This is a genomic window from Paenibacillus sp. UNC217MF, assembly GCF_000686865.1.
Classification (GTDB): Bacteria; Bacillota; Bacilli; order Paenibacillales; family Paenibacillaceae; genus Paenibacillus_B; species Paenibacillus_B suaedae.
Window position 1 is genome coordinate 17316 of the sequence record NZ_JMLT01000016.1, and the last position, 17796, is coordinate 35111.

General features: G+C 41.8%; 18 protein-coding genes and 1 pseudogene. 5 read left to right on the plus strand and 14 right to left on the minus strand.

Annotation, left to right across the window (positions count from 1 at the left end):
• Positions 1–12: 12 nt before the first annotated feature.
• The gene (locus tag BP95_RS30005; protein WP_331281219.1) at positions 13–363 is read left to right on the plus strand and encodes an SRPBCC domain-containing protein; all 351 of its coding nucleotides are present in this window, start codon (positions 13–15) and stop codon (positions 361–363) included.
• Between the two features lie 275 nt (positions 364–638).
• Here the strand turns inward: BP95_RS30005 and BP95_RS0109790 are convergent, their stop codons facing one another.
• From BP95_RS0109790 to BP95_RS0109850, 11 genes and pseudogenes are all read right to left on the minus strand, one after another.
• Positions 639–3050, minus strand: coding sequence for a penicillin acylase family protein (locus BP95_RS0109790; protein WP_028532032.1), 2412 nt, complete (start codon positions 3048–3050; stop codon positions 639–641).
• Positions 3051–3505: 455 nt separating this feature from the next.
• Positions 3506–4066, minus strand: coding sequence for a hypothetical protein (locus tag BP95_RS31840; protein ID WP_051614041.1), 561 nt, complete (start codon positions 4064–4066; stop codon positions 3506–3508).
• Positions 4067–4252: 186 nt separating this feature from the next.
• On the minus strand, positions 4253–4786 hold the full coding sequence (locus tag BP95_RS0109800; protein WP_028532033.1) for an SF0329 family protein: 534 nt from the start codon (positions 4784–4786) through the stop codon (positions 4253–4255).
• A 679-nt stretch (positions 4787–5465) separates the two neighbouring features.
• Positions 5466–6230, minus strand: coding sequence for a tetratricopeptide repeat protein (locus tag BP95_RS0109815; protein WP_028532035.1), 765 nt, complete (start codon positions 6228–6230; stop codon positions 5466–5468).
• 246 nt (positions 6231–6476) lie between these two features.
• Positions 6477–7085: a hypothetical protein gene (locus BP95_RS0109820; RefSeq protein WP_028532036.1), complete on the minus strand. Its 609-nt coding sequence runs from the start codon at positions 7083–7085 to the stop codon at positions 6477–6479.
• A 53-nt stretch (positions 7086–7138) separates the two neighbouring features.
• Positions 7139–7789 (minus strand): annotated as a pseudogene (locus BP95_RS30015) (chromosome condensation regulator); the annotation flags it as partial.
• 173 nt (positions 7790–7962) lie between these two features.
• Positions 7963–8706, minus strand: coding sequence for a hypothetical protein (locus BP95_RS0109830; RefSeq protein WP_028532037.1), 744 nt, complete (start codon positions 8704–8706; stop codon positions 7963–7965).
• A gap of 344 nt (positions 8707–9050) precedes the next feature.
• A complete protein-coding gene (locus BP95_RS0109835) occupies positions 9051–9314 on the minus strand; it encodes a CPCC family cysteine-rich protein (protein ID WP_028532038.1) in 264 nt (87 codons plus the stop codon).
• A gap of 220 nt (positions 9315–9534) precedes the next feature.
• Entirely contained in the window at positions 9535–10104 is a 570-nt protein-coding gene (locus BP95_RS31845; protein ID WP_051614042.1) for a hypothetical protein, read from the minus strand.
• 231 nt (positions 10105–10335) lie between these two features.
• Positions 10336–10638: a hypothetical protein gene (locus tag BP95_RS0109845; RefSeq protein ID WP_028532039.1), complete on the minus strand. Its 303-nt coding sequence runs from the start codon at positions 10636–10638 to the stop codon at positions 10336–10338.
• A 457-nt stretch (positions 10639–11095) separates the two neighbouring features.
• Complete coding sequence (locus BP95_RS0109850; protein WP_028532040.1) at positions 11096–12013, minus strand: LysR family transcriptional regulator; 918 nt, start codon at positions 12011–12013, stop codon at positions 11096–11098.
• 110 nt (positions 12014–12123) lie between these two features.
• On the opposite strand from BP95_RS0109850, the gene hutG reads away from it, so the two are divergent.
• Complete coding sequence (hutG, locus tag BP95_RS0109855) at positions 12124–13113, plus strand: formimidoylglutamase (RefSeq protein ID WP_028532041.1); 990 nt, start codon at positions 12124–12126, stop codon at positions 13111–13113.
• Positions 13097–14287, plus strand: a complete 1191-nt coding sequence (gltS, locus tag BP95_RS0109860; RefSeq protein ID WP_028532042.1) for a sodium/glutamate symporter — start codon at positions 13097–13099, stop codon at positions 14285–14287. The genes hutG and gltS overlap by 17 nt, the downstream gene beginning before the upstream one ends.
• A 189-nt stretch (positions 14288–14476) precedes the next feature.
• Here the strand turns inward: gltS and BP95_RS30025 are convergent, their stop codons facing one another.
• Together BP95_RS30025 and BP95_RS0109870 are read right to left on the minus strand one after the other, a co-directional pair.
• Positions 14477–14878: a GNAT family N-acetyltransferase gene (locus BP95_RS30025; RefSeq protein WP_051614043.1), complete on the minus strand. Its 402-nt coding sequence runs from the start codon at positions 14876–14878 to the stop codon at positions 14477–14479.
• A 28-nt stretch (positions 14879–14906) separates the two neighbouring features.
• Positions 14907–15848: an ankyrin repeat domain-containing protein gene (locus tag BP95_RS0109870; RefSeq protein WP_155987221.1), complete on the minus strand. Its 942-nt coding sequence runs from the start codon at positions 15846–15848 to the stop codon at positions 14907–14909.
• A gap of 424 nt (positions 15849–16272) precedes the next feature.
• Between BP95_RS0109870 and BP95_RS0109880 the strand changes: the two genes are divergently transcribed.
• Both BP95_RS0109880 and trxA read left to right on the plus strand, forming a co-directional pair.
• Complete coding sequence (locus BP95_RS0109880; RefSeq protein WP_028532044.1) at positions 16273–16644, plus strand: MerR family transcriptional regulator; 372 nt, start codon at positions 16273–16275, stop codon at positions 16642–16644.
• A gap of 2 nt (positions 16645–16646) precedes the next feature.
• Complete coding sequence (trxA, locus tag BP95_RS0109885) at positions 16647–16964, plus strand: thioredoxin (protein ID WP_028532045.1); 318 nt, start codon at positions 16647–16649, stop codon at positions 16962–16964.
• A gap of 424 nt (positions 16965–17388) precedes the next feature.
• Here the strand turns inward: trxA and BP95_RS0109900 are convergent, their stop codons facing one another.
• Positions 17389–17778 carry a hypothetical protein gene (locus BP95_RS0109900; protein WP_021255866.1) on the minus strand — a complete coding sequence of 130 codons (390 nt, stop codon included), beginning with the start codon at positions 17776–17778 and terminating at the stop codon, positions 17389–17391.
• Positions 17779–17796: the final 18 nt, after the last annotated feature.

Here is a 17796-nt window from a genome sequence, read left to right on the forward strand (position 1 = left end):
GGAGGAACGGGCATGACGGAAAACCATGCGGCAAACTGTGAAATCAGCGTAGCGGAAGAAAAGGAGTTGGTAACAACGAGGGTGATAAGTTCATCCCCTTCCCTCGTTTACGAAGCCTGGACTAAACCCGAGCATTTGGCACAGTGGTGGGGTCCGAACGGGTTTACGAACACTTTCCTCAAATTTGATTTACGGCCGGGAGGGATATGGGAGTTTGTGATGCACGGACTGGACGGAGTCGATTATCCCAATAAAACGAATTTGTCGAAATCGGGCCAGAACGGATCGTGCTGCGGTACCTATATGACCCCCATTTTCAACTCACGGCAACCTTCGAGGATCTTGGCGGCACAACCAGATTAACTATGCGCCAGCTTTTCGAAGATGAAGCCATATTCAACGCCATCAAGGAAATCGCATCTATACACACCAAGGAAAATCTTGACCGGCTCGAAGCGCATTTGCAGAAGATGTCCATCTGAGAGCATGGGTACCTTTTCCGATAGACTCCTGCCGGCCGCGAGGCCGGTTTTTCCATGTATTCTTGTAAGCGTCACACAACCCAGCCTTACATAGCGCTATCTTAGACTGGGTCGTGTGTTGTCTTGGGAATCTATCGCATTTTTCTTCTCATTTTCTCATTCCGGCACTAATTTCAGTTCATTTCCTGCCTTTCGGTATTCATTCGGTTCGATACTCGTGACGTGGTATTGTCCGGTCGACCAGTCATCCACCTGGTCATGGTACCACTTGCTCAGCACATGTCCGGATTGGCCGGGCCCCACTACATTCATCGAACGGGTCGGATTGGACATATCGATGACCGTTCGCCACGGTGCCCCATGGGTGACTTCGCCGCTCTTTGCATCCCAACCTGCAGCCCCGACGGTGACACGGCCGCCGCCCATCGGAACAGACTTGGCATTAAAAATCAGATCCAACGGCTTCACAGCACCAAGAGGATGAGCAAAATCAACCTGATGGAACTTGCCCCATTGCCATTTGTCCGGATGTTTGCCCTGCAGCGAAACAGCCTGATCCACAGCCAGCTGGAATGCCTGCAGCGCCACCTTTTCGATTCCTCCTTTTTCGTCGATCCATGGCTCCCGCTCGCCTTGAAGCGCTCGGCGGAGCATTTCATCCTTAACAACCGATTTATTGTTAAACAGCTCCATCAAATCAGCGTTGATTTCGGATGTGAATAGCACATCATCAAAACCCTGCATCCACAGCTCAAAGCCAAGGGGTGCAGCCTGATCCAGATCATTCACTTTATTCCAGTCTTGTAAAAGCGAAAGCACGTCGCGATCAATTTGCCGCAAATCCGGCGAGTCTTTGATATTGGCAATCAACTCATCCACAAACTCTTCTGCCTGAAGGTTATGACGGTCAAATTGAAGCTTTTTCATATCCTCTACGGTCAGCTTATCCTTGGTAGACAGCACCTGTTGAATACGCGCTTCACGGTATGGCTGGGACCAGACGTCCGTGAGATGATACGGATAGCTGTCGCCGATCACTTTATTGTTCGCCGTAGCGATAAACCCTTCCTTTGGGTTCACGGTTGTGGGCAGTTCATCCCACGGGATATATCCCGCCCACTCATATTCATCCGTCCAACCCGGTACCGGAACCGAACCGTCGCCTTTTTTGCGGAGCGGAATCAGGCCGTTCCCACGATAGGCAATCGTGCCGTCCGTAGAAGCAAAAACAAAATTTTGAGCAGGTGCTTCAAAATGTGTCAACGCCTGCTTGAAATCCTCCCAATTCTGCGCTTTCGCGAACATCTGAACCGCTTCGAGCTCGGTTGTTGCATCCAAGGCGGTCCATTTCATCGCAAGCGCCGTTTCCTGCCGCTGATCATGCGCGAATTCAGAGATAATCGGGCCATGCCGAGTCACGACAACTTCATACGGCACTGGAGCCTCGCCTTTTACCTTAATTTCCTCTTGATAAACCTTGGCATCCTCCCATTTGCCCATATATTCGAATTGATGCGGATTGTCGGGGTTTCTTTTTTCAATGTAAAGATCCTGTACGTCCGGACTCAGATTCGTCACCCCCCAGGCTATCGTTTCGTTATGCCCGAGAATAATCCCTGGAACGCCAGCAAAGATCACGCCGCTCACGTTCAGCTCTGGTGCCGAGAGATGCGTCTCATACCAGATTGACGGCGTACTTAGGCCGAGGTGCGGGTCATTGGCCAGCATTGGCTTGCCGGATGCCGATTTTTCTCCCGATACGACCCAATTGTTGCTGCCGTTAAATGGATCCCGCGGAACCGCGGTAGCTGCCAGCGCTGTCAGATCGACCGGTTGTTCTTTTAACGCTTGAATGATCATTGCCCCATCCTTCGGATAGGTTGGCATAAGCGACTGAAATTTCTCGGTGGACAGCTTCTGCGCCATTGCGTACCTAAAAGCCTGCCCCTCCCAGTTGCCTGCCAGATCATAGGCCATGTATTTGCCAATCGTCAAGGAGTCAACAGGCTGCCATTCCGCGGGTTCATACCCCAGAATCGCAAATTCGACCGGAAGTGAACTGGCGGCTTTAGCATGCTTGATGTACTTGTTGACGCCATCCGCATACCATTGCAGCACCTGTCGGGACTCTTTCGAGTAAGCGCCGAGAGAAACCTCTGCCGCACGCCGCAAACTAAACGCCCGGAAAAATTTATCGCGGTCGATAGCCTTAGCCCCCACCACTTCACTAAGCTGTCCGGAAGCCTGTCTACGGCTCAAATCCATCTGGAACATGCGATCCTGCGCCGTTACATAGCCTTGAGCCATGTAGAGATCATGTTCGTTTTGCGCCTCGATATGCGGAACGCCGGAAGCATCCCTCCATACCGTCACTTCCTTTTCCAGTCCAGAAATATTGAGTTTCCCCTGAACGACAGGCAGGCTTTTATTCACGAACCAATATACGTATCCCCCTGCGCAGGCAAGCAAAAGAACTAAGACCAAAACAATGATTCCGGTAATGCGCGGCCAGCGTTTTTTCTTGTTACGTTTGACGCTCGGAACGGTTACAGCGGCCAATAGCTTCATGCAGAACCCCCTCTAGACTAATTTGGATATTTGTGGATTATCAACCATTATAAGTGGTTAAGCGCTTACAAACAAGCACATTATCTATTCATAATCATATTAATGAATACTTTATCTAATGTTCATATTTGCGGATAACGTGAAAGCCGTAAATCATCGGATAACCCGCTGACTTACGGCCTGGCTGTTGAAATTTCTAATGTACAATCCCGAGAGAGCCTTAAGGGAGCCCCACGCGACCGATGGTGAATCTAGCTTCGGAGCAAACAGACAACCCTAGATCTTATCGATTTAAGTTGATTTCTTCGATTTATTCTCTTTTAAAATCAATAATCAATATGTGATCTTGTAATGCATTGTCTCCGCAACTTATTGTCGCTCCCTAATCCACTATGCTTCTATCCTCCTAGGACTTGACTGTGATTAGCTGGTTTATTTGATGCCCATGCCTACTTCTAGAAACTTCCTACTGTTCGTTTGATTATTTCGAGAATTGCTTTTTTAGAAAAATAAACACTATAACATAGTAAAATAATTACAACAATGGGTGATGTCATTATAGTAAATAGTAATAGCGGCGAAGATAACACTTCATTCAATAAATAGTATAAATCGTCATAATACTTGACTTCAAAAACTGGTATCTCTCCGTATCCAATACCTTTATATTCGTCTGTTACTCCATTGAACTTCCCATATACAGTTAGATCTCCAATTTCTGCAGGATCATCAGCATTTTTATAAGGTGTTTCTCCTTTCAACTTAATGTCATATGTATCTATTTCAGGGTATATCTTTTTTAGGGTTTCTATTGATTTAGTATCATCCAAATAATACATTGGTCCAGTCGTGACTTGTAACTCTACATGTATTTTTTCCACATTTGGATTAAATCTATAGTAAACAAAATCAAAAGCCTTATTATTTGTCACTGTAATCACTAAGCACAAAACTGTATAAAATAATAGAAACGCCAGGGAGATATTTTTGAGAGTTATTATATTTTTTCGTTGCATTGACTTTGCCCTCGCTCTTAATTAATTGCATGAGTTTCAGTTAACGTAGCTATATCTACGAACCCGAAAAGCTTAAAGAAGTGTGCGACTGGGTCCAACGGACTTAACCTCGCAGGGTTGTCTGCTGAGTTCCACGAAATGCCTCTTGCAGACCAGGGCCACACGGCTCGGTGCGTAGATACGTTGTTAGACGAAGTTCTCCTCATCATCAATTAAACCTTCAACTTTAAGTCTTATATTTCTAAATTTATTCACTATTATGTTACTATCTGCTTCAGTACCTCTTAGTCTTCTCTTACCTAATCTCTTATCAAACCAAGATAAAGCTTTAATTATAGTATTTTGTGATTTCATGGCTTCATCAATCGATAGATGTAAGTATTCTTCGATTGCTTTATAAAATTCAAATTGATTATGTATACCTTGTATCTCCATTTCTTTATCCGCGATATTATACGCTTCATAATACGCTTTCTCCTGGTCTGGATCTCTCCAATCTAGAGAATTAGTTTTTTCTCGTATCCTTTTTGCTGTCGTATTAAATTTATATCTCAACTTAACAGTACAAAAATCATGAATGATTTCATTATCAAAAGTGACCCACGATCTTCCAACCCCATCGTGAGATCTCCTATATCTTGTACTATTGAAATTGACTCGATCTTTAAGAGATTCGCATAGTTTTGACTCAAGTTGTTCTTTCATCTTGCTCCATTGCAAGTACTTCACCTCGATTTCAAGGAAATTTCGTTTAGTGTTCTTGTATTCATGAACTCGAGAGCATTAATCCCTGACGGGGCGGTTCGCAGGGTTATTTCATCAATTTAAATCTCTTAAATATCCTTAATTCGGAATTTCATTGGTTGTATATAAATTATCCATAATTTATCTTCTAGCAATTAGTTACCCCACATAAATCTCTAAAAATATGTTTTGTAAAATTAAGTCCCAAAGTAATAAACGATATCAAGATAACTAGAATTAATATCAGAAACACTATAAAAACTCTCTTTACTTTTCTTCTTTGTCTATTTAATTTATAGTCTTCACTTTCTTTCCATCTATCATCTTTCATTAAATTAGAAGACCTCCCAAGAATCTAAATGACCTTGTTGAATGTCACATAACGTTGTTGTATTCACGAACCCGTGAGGCTTAAGGTGAGTACGCGTCGGGTGGCTTCGCCACTTATCCCTGCAGGATTGTCCGCTGATGACACTCGAAAATCCTCGGGAAGAACAAGGAGCGACAGCGACGCAGCTTAGAAACGCTATTATGAAGGTGCTGGCTTCGCTGGAATACAATCAAGTTATTTATTCGTTCTTCTATTAATCTCTTATAAGACCTTAAATTTCCTTTGATCCTTCATATACATCATCTCAGTTGGTGTCATTGCCTTCTAAGAGTTACTTAAACGGTTCTTTAATATTTCCATTAACTTTAGCGCTCTGGTATTTAACGAGTCTTTTTTGATTATTTTCTCTATCCAGTTTAATGCTTCAGTATGATTTCCAAGTTTGTAATGAATATTACTAAGTTCCAAATATAACTCTATATCGTATCCTTTAGCTTTATATAACCTATCGAAATATTTTAAGGCTTCGCTGTATTTACTCAATTGGACATTTACTAATCCCATATTCCATAAAGCATCTTCATTATCTGGATTTTGTTCAAAAATCTTATTAAACTCATTACTAGCCTGTTCAATCTGATTTAATTTCCAAAGAACAAGTCCATAATTTAATAAAGTTTCCTCTTGATCTCCAATAATATTTAGAGATGCTTCATAAGCTTCTTTGGCAGAAAGTAGATCATTAATATGCTGAAAATATACACCCAGATAATAGAAAGCATCTTCTGATTGATTGTTTATTTTTGTTGCTTGTTTAAACTGTTCAAAAGCTTCATTTAATCTTCCTTGCTTTAAGTATACTCGCCCTATATTAAAGATCGGTCTCTCCCAAGTTGGCTTTATCTTACCTAGCTTTATAAACCAATCTAATGCTTCTTCATAGTTTCCCAACATCAACTCGATGCATCCTAAATAATTCATCGAATCTGTAACATCTTCATTGTTTGTATATGATTGTAAAAAGTATCTATATGCTTCACTGTACTTACCCTCTGCATACAAATCATTTCCTTGATTATACAGAGACATGTAGTCCTCCTAAGCATATTTCTATTTTAATATTGCAATGATTTCCTAACGTTTGTGTATTCCCGACGACCTACCACCTTAAGGCCCGTAGGGCCGGCCGCGATGCGGTTAGATTCGCAGGGTTGTCCGTCCGCCTGCTCCCGCAGCTCCCTGAAAAAATTCCCCGGGCGGACCAAGGAGCGACGAATGTCGGCTCGCAGCGTAGATACGGTGTTATGTGATGCCAGGGACTTCGTTGAAATTACCTCAAAATATTTTTACTATTTGTCTATTTCCTTCTTCATCTTCATACTGAAAATTACTATTATCTATCCAGCCTATTATCTTCTCATAAGGTTTTATTCTCTTTATTTCTTTATATGGTAATTGAAGTGGATTGGAAAAATCATATAATACAATTTCGTATTCATCCGCCCAATAGCATCCCCCTACTACCAATACATCAATTTCGTTCGTATATTGTATTTCTGCCCAACAAAACCCCTTACCCTCGTAAAATTCCTCCGGTACAAAATCAATAACTTTCATGTCTTTTAAATTTACTATTGTATACCCTTGATAATCTTGCCCACATAGTAAATAACTCTCTTTGTCTTTCAGAACCCATTCGAACAGAAAAGTACCTATATTACGTATCAACACAATTTCATTTCCTGTGCTGCATTGTGTTACGATCCCCCTAGTATAATCCCATCCTTCATTTTCTTTAGAAATAAAATATTCAATCGTCAACTTATATTCCTTATCAGGCGAGTAGTAGATATCAACTTTATCATCTTTATATTTATTTTGTAGAGAAAGCAGTATCTGTTTCCTTTGCTCGAGGTACTTCACATCTTTTACTATATTCTTCAATGCCCATTCCCCCTAGATTTCATCTATCGTCTCTTGTAATTGCCGGGCAGTTGGATGCCGCGCCAGCCGTTTACATCACATTGGTTATGCTTATTCCAACCCACAGCCTCAACCGTTCCGTCAGATGTAAGACCGACGGTATGAAGGTAACCCGCCGCTGCCGCCACGATGTCGCGCCAGCCGCTTACATTGCATTGGCCATACCGATTATTACCCACAATCGTCACGGTGCCGTTTGATGTAAGCCCTACGGTATGCCAGTCACCCGCTGCTACCACCACAATATCACGCCAGTCGCTTACATTGCATTGGCCTTCATTATTTCGACCCACAGCAACCACCGTACCATCCGATTTAAGCCCAACGGTACGACGCCACCCCGCCGCTACCGCTACAATATCGCGCCAGTCTTCTACTTCACATTGGTTATGTTTATTCCACCCCACTGCCTCAACCGTTCCGTCAGATGTAAGACCTACTGTATGAGCATTACCCGTATTTGTCGCCATATGTACATTTCCAGCTGCAACCATCACAATATCGCGCCAGCCGCTCACATCACATTGGCCGTATTTATTATCACCTACAGCCGTCACCGTTCCGTCTGATTTAAGACCTACGGTATGACGACGACCCGCCGCTATGGTAACTTTAGGCCACGATTTCATCTTTGGAGCTGCTTCAATCTGTGAAGTGTAATCCATGTGTTACCTCCATGAACAAGAACTATTTTGGAAATACGTTGCTTCTGTCTTATGCTCATAGGGGCTCTCAGATAAGGTTTTTGTATCTACTACGAACCCGAACCCTGGAGGCTTAAGGTACGCATGCGCCGGGTCCGACGGACTTAGCCTCGTAGGATTGTCCTGCTGATATCTCAAAATTTGTATATATGTATATTTGTATAAAGTCCTTGATAAAGATGATCTTTTAAGATTTGTTCAATATTATCATTATTATTTATAGTGGTTGTATACATTTTTTCATTGTCCTGATAAGTATATGAAAATTGCAATTCATAAACCGGATAGGTAGATAAAAAATGTGCACCAACTTCAGAACACGTTTTAGCAAATTCCTCCTTTGATAATTTTCTTTTCCCTTCCCAACCAATATGAACAACCAGTACCAGATCTCCGCTACTGTTGTGAACATATTGAATATTTCCTTTGCCAAACATATTATAATAGGCATCTTCATCAATTAATTGATGAAGAATATCGACTTTAGCCGTAGGAATAATTTCTCGAACCTCATCATTAAATTGAACTTCTGCATCAGCTTGTAATGCCCAAAACAAAAAGTCATCATTCCTCAAACCATTAAACATATTTAGGTTAACATAGAATTTAATTTCTTGTTTTTTATTTTGGGTATATACGGGAATTTTATACCAGCCATCTAATATATTGCTTATAATACTCTGACTGGGCCAACCAATACTTATATCCATATCAGAATATTTCTTTTCGAGGTAACTTACTGCTTGTTGACGGGCTACCCAATAAAAAGAAAGGTGAATCACTAATATTAGTGTAGTAATAACTAGAACTATCAATATAAATGTTTTTTTAATTTTGATCACTACTTTCGCCAGTTTCTTATAAGTTCCTGTATCCACGACAACCTACCGACTTTAGGGTTTCGCCCGAAACTCGGCCGCGATGCGGTTAGTCGGTGCGGATGTGTCCGCGAATCCACTTCCCTGCCGATTGCTTCTCGGGGGCCGAGGAGCCGTCAGGATCCAATACGTGAATGCCGTGTTTAGGTGAAGTTCCTGTCTTCTTCGAGTAACCACAACCTATATCATTATTATTCTCTTTGAAAAGAGAACTAAAAATGAATTGAAAACCGTATACTTTCGGCTCATAATTTGTAGTATTGTTAGATACGCTGTTATGAAGGTGCTGGCTTCGCAGAAATACAATTAAGTTATTTGTTTTTCTATTAATCTCTTATAAGATCTTAAATTTCCTTTGGTCCTTCATATACATCATCTTTATTTGGTTTTCTTACGAATTGTTTACATCTCTCTTCACATGCTCCGAACTTAAGGAAATTATATTGTCCCTGTCTTAATGAAGCTACATTAGCCCCACCTTCATAGTCAGGATCATCAAATTGAACTCCATCATCTTCCCAAAAACAAATCTTACAGATGGCATATGTTCCTGGCGGTTCTTCATCAAGTGTTCTATAACCACAACATGGACAAGTATATTTGTTCATTTTTTCATTTCCTTTCAATGATTTCAGCACTTTTACCTAACGTTTCTGTATCTACGAACCCGAAAGGCTTAAGGCACGTACACGCTGGGTCCGATGGACTTAGCCTCGCAGGGTTGTGAGCTGAACGCACTTCTTCGCGTACACTTCTTTCGAACCAAGGACGCAGCCCGCAGCGTGAAAACAGGGTTATCTGATGACACATGTCATCCTGAGTTACATACTAATAATCTCGTTCCTGTAAAGGCGTTTTATGCCAATTCATTTTACTGAGAATCTCTATTTCCTTCTCGTCAAATTCCGCATGATAACAATGTGCATGGGGGGAGGGAAGATACAAAGGTTCATTGTAAGCCGTAAAACCCATTAGTATTAATTTGTTTTCATATACTTCTATATCACCATAAATATAAATAAGGTTATCTTTATCATATACAATAGTTGCATTGTCTTTAGGTGAATGGATCCAGATATCATGTCTACTATCCCTCTCCAAATAATCAGCAAACTCATATAAGAATTCTTCAGTATCTGACGCACTTAACTCCATACTTTGATAACGTGCTGGTTCCTGACCACATCTGCTAACATTCAATATGTATAAAATTAAATAAGGTTCTTTCATTTCCATTACAAAATTAATCGACGTATGAATTACCTTGTTTGTCCATACAACTATTCTTGAAGTATCATCCTGAATATACACATTATAAACATTCTCGTTAACAAACCTTTCAAAGCGTTCGTAATCATCTTTGTCTTCATCACTGAAAAACACTAATTTATTTTGCATTTTATTCTCCTTTTTTTGATTTACACGTTTTTTCAGATAACGTTCTTGTATCTACGAACCCGAGAGGCTTACGGGCGGCTTACGCCCGGGTCCGACGAACTTTGCCAGTACATGGTTGTCGCCTAATTTTTCTTCTTCGAAAAACCTCATGGTGACCGAGGGCCTCGATAGAGGCCCGATGTGAATACTGGTTAGATCAAGTACCCACTTACTTGTGCAATCTTGCCAAACTTATTTATCTCTTAATGTGTATTCAAATAGTTTGTTATAATCTGTACTTTTTGGAAAATTATTTATAAGAAAATCGATTCTTCTCCATATCTCTTTCTCATTTATATCAGGGGGATTCTCAGTAAGTTGTAACGCTAAATTATGAAACGTATTGGCAATATGAAAAACATGTTTGTTAATCTCGGTATTATTTGTTTTATCAGGTATCTCTGTTAAAAATGCTTGTTGAGATGCTAGTACTCTAATATCTATTAACGCTTGGTATACTAACGTCTTATATGCCTTTATTCTTAATTCATCCACGTTATCACCTACATATTATGAACTCTTAGGGTATTTCATATAACGTTCTTTTACCTACGAACCCGAAAGGAAACTGGGTGGCCCCGCCACTTAGCCTCGCAGGGTTATCTGCCTGATCCTACTTCTCCGAACCACCTCGGGCAGACAAAGGGGGGGTTGTCCCCCGTAGCGTAGATACGTTGTTAGATGATTTCATCGTCTCCCATGAGATACTTTCTAATTTACTCATGATTTCTTTCATAGTACCCTTTTCTAAATACAATTACTGCTTCAACATGTTCATCTTTATTCTCGACTTCATCATAATTAGGTGCATATAGGCCAATTCCAAGTTTTAATGATGTTACCCCTACATGCCTACAGACAGATAGAAGTGTCTCTGAAAAGAACGATGTACGCACATCCTTTTTTTATTGACGATTCTTGTGCGCTTTTGTTTGAACTCATTTAAAATCCTTCATATCTCTTCAATAAGATCCGTTGCTTTATGCCTCAGCTCAAAGTTACGTTGAATCTCTTCCAAAAAGCATTGAACCGCAGGTGCCAAATACCGATTCTTCATAACCATCAAATAGACGGTACGTTCCAACGCAGGCGAATACAACGTTTTGCGGACAATCGATTCATCCTTCGGTTCAACTAAATAATTTTCTGGAATAATAGCAAGCCCAAGATTCTCTCTTACCAATGTCAAAGCGGTCTCGAACCGCTCGATTTCGAATTTGATGTTCGGTGATGCTTGCTCAAGCGCAAAGGCTCTCAAAATATCTTCTCTCGTCTGGAATCCTTCCATGCTAATAATGAAGGGTTCTTTCTCCAACTCTTTGAATGTAATGGAATCCTTCTGGGCTAAAGCGTGTTCCCGATGCAGCACTAGGACTAACCTTTCTTTATACAAAGGGAGCGATTCAATATCGTCTTCATGGATGCACTGGTTCGTAATGACGAGGTGGGTATGGTATTTCCGCAAGGAATCGACCACCGCCTTTCTGCTCAGTACCTCGAACAGCTTAATATGCATCGAAGGAAAGCGGCTGTGATATTCACGGATCACTTGGGGCACCCATTGCCTTACGGACTCGATCATGCCAATCACGAGCTCCCCTCTTCCGGTCAGCTTTACTTCCTCCATCTCTTTTTTCAAAATGTTCATTTGGGAGAGCAGGCGAATCGACTTCTCATACAACACGCTGCCCGCGTCCGTCAGTTCGATTTTTCTCGTGCTTCGTTCGAACAACGGTGATCCGACCTCATGCTCCAAGTTTTTAATAGCGTTACTTAAAGATGGCTGTGATATATGCAGTTTTTGCGCGGCTCTGGAATAGCTCAACTGATCGGCAACCGTCACAAAATAATGGAGTTGTTTGATATCCAGAACGATCTTCCTTTCTCTATTTATAGCTAAAAGCTATTAATATATTTGTATTATATATTTAAATTTATAAGAATGTCATCATATAATGAAACAACAGAATACGAGAAAGGGTGGGGTCATTGCGAAAATCGATTGGAGCCGATGTATGGGTCGGCCGAACGGATCATGCAGAGAGAAGAAGCAGCTTCCGCTACCATCAAATTGTGGAGCGGATGGAGCTGGATGCACCATGGGAAACCTTTTCTCCAAACACTTGCGCCATCATCGGATTTGAATGCGAGGAAGGCGTTCGGCGCAATCAAGGGAGATTAGGCGCAGCGAACGCTCCGAATGCGATCAGGCAAGCGCTCGCAAGTCTCCCCTGGAGTACAGCGGAAGATCATCACCTTGTCGATGCAGGAAATGTGACTTGTTCCAATGACAAGCTTGAAGAAGCCCAGGCAGCATTGGGCCATGCCGTATTTGACCTCTTTTCCAAATCCGCTACTCCCATTATTTTAGGCGGAGGACATGAGACGCTATATGGACATTATTTAGGTGTCCGTCAGCATATCGGACCAGATGCTTCACTAGGAATTATCAACATTGACGCCCATTTCGACCTACGCCCCTACGACACTCAGCCATCATCAGGAACAATGTTCCGCCAAATAGTAGAACAGGATCACAACAGCAGCTACTTTGTGCTTGGCATCCAGCGTTTCGGGAATACACAAGAATTGTTCGACAAGGCGGACGAGCTCGGTGCCCGCTACATTCTAGAAGAAGACATGCATGAAGGACAGATGGATAACATCCTTTCATCCTTACGTACGTTCATCGAACAACAAGATTATGTCATGCTCACCCTTTGTACCGATGTTCTCAATGCGGCATTTGCGCCAGGAGTCAGCGCTCCCTCTCCTTTCGGATTAACGCCGATGGTCGTTCGTACCCTTATTCGCACAGTCGCCGCTCATAAGAAAACGCTCTCTTTTGATATTTGTGAGGTGAATCCGGTTGTTGACGAGAACGGGAGAACCATAAAGCTGGGAGCATACTTGACGAATGAAGCAATCATGACATTTATGGGGAGGAACACTGATGACGCTGGCGCTTAATCAAGTGAATACGATATTTTTAGCTGTAGCCCTGCTTGTACTTGGAATCTTTTTTGTCAGAAAATCGGGAGTACTGCAAAAGTTTTGTATTCCAGCGCCTGTTGTCGGTGGACTGCTGTTTGCTATCCTAGCTACGATCCTGAAAACGACAGGTCTATTAGAAATTACCTTGGATACTTCGCTCCAAAGTCTATTCATGCTCACGTTCTTCACCACGGTAGGATTGGGAGCAAGCTTTCAACTCATCAAGTTAGGTGGCAAATTGCTCGTCATTTACTGGCTTGCCTGCGGATTCCTCGCTTTGGCGCAAAATGTAATCGGGGTTTCCCTCGCCTCCTTATTCGACATTCATCCGCTTATTGGGATGATGGCAGGAGCCGTGTCTATGGAAGGCGGACATGGAGCGGCAAGCGCATTTGGACAAACCATTGAAGATCTGGGAATCCATTCGGCATTGTCTATTGGGATCGCGTCAGCTACCTTCGGTCTTATCGCAGGCGGTCTGGTTGGCGGCCCGACGGTAAAATATTTGATAGCGAAATACAACCTGAAGCCGACGGAAACAAATGAAGAAGCAGCAGCGAGCGTAGAAGCATACGTTCAACCGATAACGACAAATTCCTTCTTCATCCAAGTGCTGCTCATTACATTCTGTATGGCGCTTGGCACGTATTTGGGAGAGCTGTTCACGTCAGCGACAGGCTTTGTCCTTCCTGGATATGTCGGAGCCATGTTCGTGGCTGTTATCGTCCGCAACATCGTGGACAAATTTAATCCGAATGCCATCGACATGAAGAGCATCAACCTAGTAAGCGACGTTACACTTGGCATCTTCCTGTCCATGGCGCTTATGAGCATCAAGTTGTGGGAAGTGGCGGATCTTGCCCTTCCGATTCTCGCCATCGTGCTGGTCCAAGTCCTCTTTATCGTTCTGTTCGGGATATTTGTTTTGTTCAGGTTGCTGGGCAAAGACTATGACGCCGCCGTGATGGTTGCCGGGTTCACCGGACATGGCCTCGGCGCCACGCCTAATGCAATGGCCAATATGGCCGCGGTAACGGAACGTTTCGGTCCTTCCCGCAAAGCGTACCTGATCGTTCCCATTGTAGGAGCCTTTCTTATCGATGTGTTTGCCATGCCGATCATCATTACGACGCTGAATTTATTTAAATAGGTTACTCAGTGCTCTTTTAGGGATCACCATTCAAAACAAAAAGACCTCCAGCCCACGATGTGGAACTGGAGGTTTTACTGTATTTGCGCAAATGCCATTACTGTTGGTTTGGAGTAAATTTTTCCTTCTGAATTTTTGTGTTTATTATGAGTCAAGACGTTGAAAGCTTGCATTTCTTTCCGAGAGATCCTATTCTACTATGGATTCTGTTATTTTCTCATCTAGATTTTTAATTGCCAACATCGAATTATTCTGAATGATGCCTGTATCTACAAAACCAAATGATGCGTATAATGTTTTAGCTTTGACATTATTTGTTCGATAAAAGAGGGTTACATATTCTGCTTCCCCATACGGCATATTTTCAATATCCATCAACATTTTTTCAAAAGCAAGTTTGCCATATCCTTTCCCTTGATAACTCTTATCAATCATAATATGCCATATAAAATAGCTCTTCTTCCCGTAAAAATCTTTATTTTCAAATGATTCATGATCCAACGTATCATAAATATACATCAAAAATCCAACCGCAACTCCATTGGCATAAATGGCAATGGGAGCCGCCGGTATCCCATCTGCGTTCAACATATGCGCGTCTGTAGACTTCCTCGCTTCCCTATGTCTCGATTTCAGAATCATACTCGAAATCAATTATACGGTCGATATATATTCCTGGATTGCGTAAGAAGCTTTCCCAAGTCATATCATGCAAAATATATACCCTCTCATGTTCAATGTCCACACTGACAAACTTGTTCAAACTTGGGCACCATGTGAAAAAGCCAAATGCGTCATAATTATCTACCTCTAACACGAGATTATACAATTCATAGTCATAATACACGAAACGCACAACATCAAAAATGGTACCTAAAATAAGATACTCGCTGTAATTATCTGATTCAAAATCAATTCGCTTCCCTACGGTTCCTAATTCCTTAATAACTTCTTTAGGCAAGCCACTATTCAATAGTTGTTCCGTTCGTTTTTGATAGTCATGATATTCGGAAGGCTCATGTGACTTGAGGTATTGTTCTAACTCAGCGTATTTGTAAGTTCTTGAATAGTTGTATGCACGGCACCCTAATTGATCAGTTATTGTAGTGTCAGCACCATTTTGAATGAAATATGTAACGGCCTCTAATTGCTCACCCTGCACAGCAGCAATTAGGGGTGTAACGCCATGACAATATGAATGGCTATCCGTTATGTAACAGTTGATGTCCACACCTTTACTTACAAGAAGTTCTATAAAATGATTTCTGCCGTCATAAGCACAACCGATAAGCGTGCTCTCACCTGTAATTCTTAGATCGATTCCTAAGTCAATTAGCGCGTAAGCACCTGTTTCATTGTTGAATGCAAGAGCCCTGCTAAGTGCAGAGTGTCCAACATGATTAATTGCATTTATATCCGCACCCTTAGAAAGCAAATATTCAAATAGACTACGATCTGCACATCTAGCAGCATTGACCATTACATCACTCGAGAGTATCGTGCCGAAATCAATGAATAATCTTGCAATTTCAATTTGTTCATAATCAAAAGCACATTCCAAGTAAGAATCATAACAGCTCACGGACTGATTGGGTTTAATCCATCTTGTAAAAGCAATCGAATACGTTCTATGTCACCTTCTTTTATGAGCTTTCCTACTAGCTCGGATTGTTCCATATTATCATTCATCTCCTTATTCATTAGACACAGACACAAAGATATTCATTTCTCTACTCTTTCTTAATTTCCAAGCCTCTCGCTCTCAGACTCCCATTGCTTCTCACACGATCTGAAGCTGTCCAATCCTAAGTATAACTACCGATCATGTTATTGGAATAACATTATCAATCGGGACTTAGTATTTACGATGGCCATTAGCTTGGTAAAACAACTATTTTGGATACATTACATCAAGTAGTGGTTGACCTTAACACTAGTGTCAGGGTTTATAATGAAGAAGAATCATTCGTGAAGGGGATTTGAACATGAGAATCGGTGAACTTTCCGCCCGAACTGGGGTTAGCCTTCGCTCACTACGTTATTATGAGCAGCAGGGATTACTTACTCCCGCTAGGCATACGAATGGCTACCGCGAATATTCAACGTTTGCGGAAGAACAAGTTCGCACCATTCAGTTTTATTTAAGCCTTGGACTTACAACGGAGCAAATCGCCGGATTTCTGCAATGCGTCCTCAAGAATGAAGAAGCCTTCTGTCAAGAAGTGCTCCCGATATATGAGCAAAAGCTTGCGGAAATCGACGAGCAAATCCATCTTCTTCAATCTATAAAGTCCAATCTGCAAGAGCGCATCCGCTTCATTATGAAGGAAAGACAAACAACGAACCGGGAGGAATAACGATGAGTATATACGAAGTTAATGAACAATCATTTCGCGAATCTATTCGCGAACAAGGGGTTACACTTGTTGAATTCGGAGCAACTTGGTGCCCGCCATGTAAAGCGCTTCTGCCAATTCTTGACGAGTTGGATCATCAATATGGGGAACGGGTAAACGTAGTCAAGGTAGACTGTGACGACTCCCCTGCCATCGCGTCTGAATACCGCGTTATGTCTATGCCGACCGTCATTATGTTTCATAACGGCGAGCCGGTAGAGAAATTAGTCGGACTCCGTCCAAAAAGTGTGTATGAAGCGCTGATCGAGCGATACGCTTAATTTCAGGAGCTCCATTTCTTATGGAACAAAGAAGGGCATTTCTGTCCTGTTTTTATCCATGACTGAGCCGATCCCCGTAAAATAGACAGTAGAATAAAATGCTTTAACAGTCTTAGCTCGTGCTTCCATCGGGCTAAGGCTGTTTCGTTTTTGCTGTAACCCGCAGTGATATCTGCTTTTTCCACTACTAGATCCCTCATTCAATTCTCCAACCATGTATATCATCTTGGAACGCCGATATGCCGCTGCGTAATTTCACCATGCCTGTCTTCGTAAATAATTTCAACCTGCCGCCAAAGTAATTTTCCTGATGCATATTCACCATCACAACATCAAGGGCTCAAGCATAAAAATATACCCCCGTAAAAAACTACGTGGGGTATATTTTTTCAACAAAAAGTATTCTATTTGAGGTCTGATCCATTTAATTAATGAAATTTTGAGGAACACATTCACGAACACCAGCATTTTTCAATGAGTTAAATAAAGCTGCATCGATGATTAATATAACATTGTTGTCACTTCCATTTTCTAAATCATAGATTACCCAGTATGCGTTATCTACTGTAAAAATACATTTTCGTTCTAATTTAAATCCAGGTGGTACAATTGGAAGTGTCGCAACTGGTACACACTCGTTCGTATCTCCTTCAGCACTGATAAAATTGAAAGTTTGCTGGTCAATTTCATAGATATTAACCGGATCAATCTCCACACCTTTATCTGGAACTGTAATTTCATCTTCGACTAATAGGAAAAAGCGTTCGTTTCGAAAATTGAAAAGACATCTCGCCCCAATTTCAAATGATGCCATTATATCCATCCCCTTTTC

What these genes read in the sequence shown, in the direction of transcription:
- BP95_RS30005 (WP_331281219.1), top strand. Translation starts at nt 13, where the DNA reads ATGACGGAAAACCATGCGGCAAACTGTGAAATCAGCGTAGCGGAAGAA.
- BP95_RS0109790 (WP_028532032.1), bottom strand. Translation starts at nt 3,050, where the DNA reads ATGAAGCTATTGGCCGCTGTAACCGTTCCGAGCGTCAAACGTAACAAG.
- BP95_RS31840 (WP_051614041.1), bottom strand. Translation starts at nt 4,066, where the DNA reads ATGCAACGAAAAAATATAATAACTCTCAAAAATATCTCCCTGGCGTTT.
- BP95_RS0109815 (WP_028532035.1), bottom strand. Translation starts at nt 6,230, where the DNA reads ATGTCTCTGTATAATCAAGGAAATGATTTGTATGCAGAGGGTAAGTAC.
- BP95_RS0109835 (WP_028532038.1), bottom strand. Translation starts at nt 9,314, where the DNA reads ATGAACAAATATACTTGTCCATGTTGTGGTTATAGAACACTTGATGAA.
- BP95_RS31845 (WP_051614042.1), bottom strand. Translation starts at nt 10,104, where the DNA reads ATGCAAAATAAATTAGTGTTTTTCAGTGATGAAGACAAAGATGATTAC.
- gltS (WP_028532042.1), top strand. Translation starts at nt 13,097, where the DNA reads ATGACGCTGGCGCTTAATCAAGTGAATACGATATTTTTAGCTGTAGCC.
- BP95_RS30025 (WP_051614043.1), bottom strand. Translation starts at nt 14,878, where the DNA reads ATGTTGAACGCAGATGGGATACCGGCGGCTCCCATTGCCATTTATGCC.
- BP95_RS0109880 (WP_028532044.1), top strand. Translation starts at nt 16,273, where the DNA reads ATGAGAATCGGTGAACTTTCCGCCCGAACTGGGGTTAGCCTTCGCTCA.
- trxA (WP_028532045.1), top strand. Translation starts at nt 16,647, where the DNA reads ATGAGTATATACGAAGTTAATGAACAATCATTTCGCGAATCTATTCGC.
- BP95_RS0109900 (WP_021255866.1), bottom strand. Translation starts at nt 17,778, where the DNA reads ATGGCATCATTTGAAATTGGGGCGAGATGTCTTTTCAATTTTCGAAAC.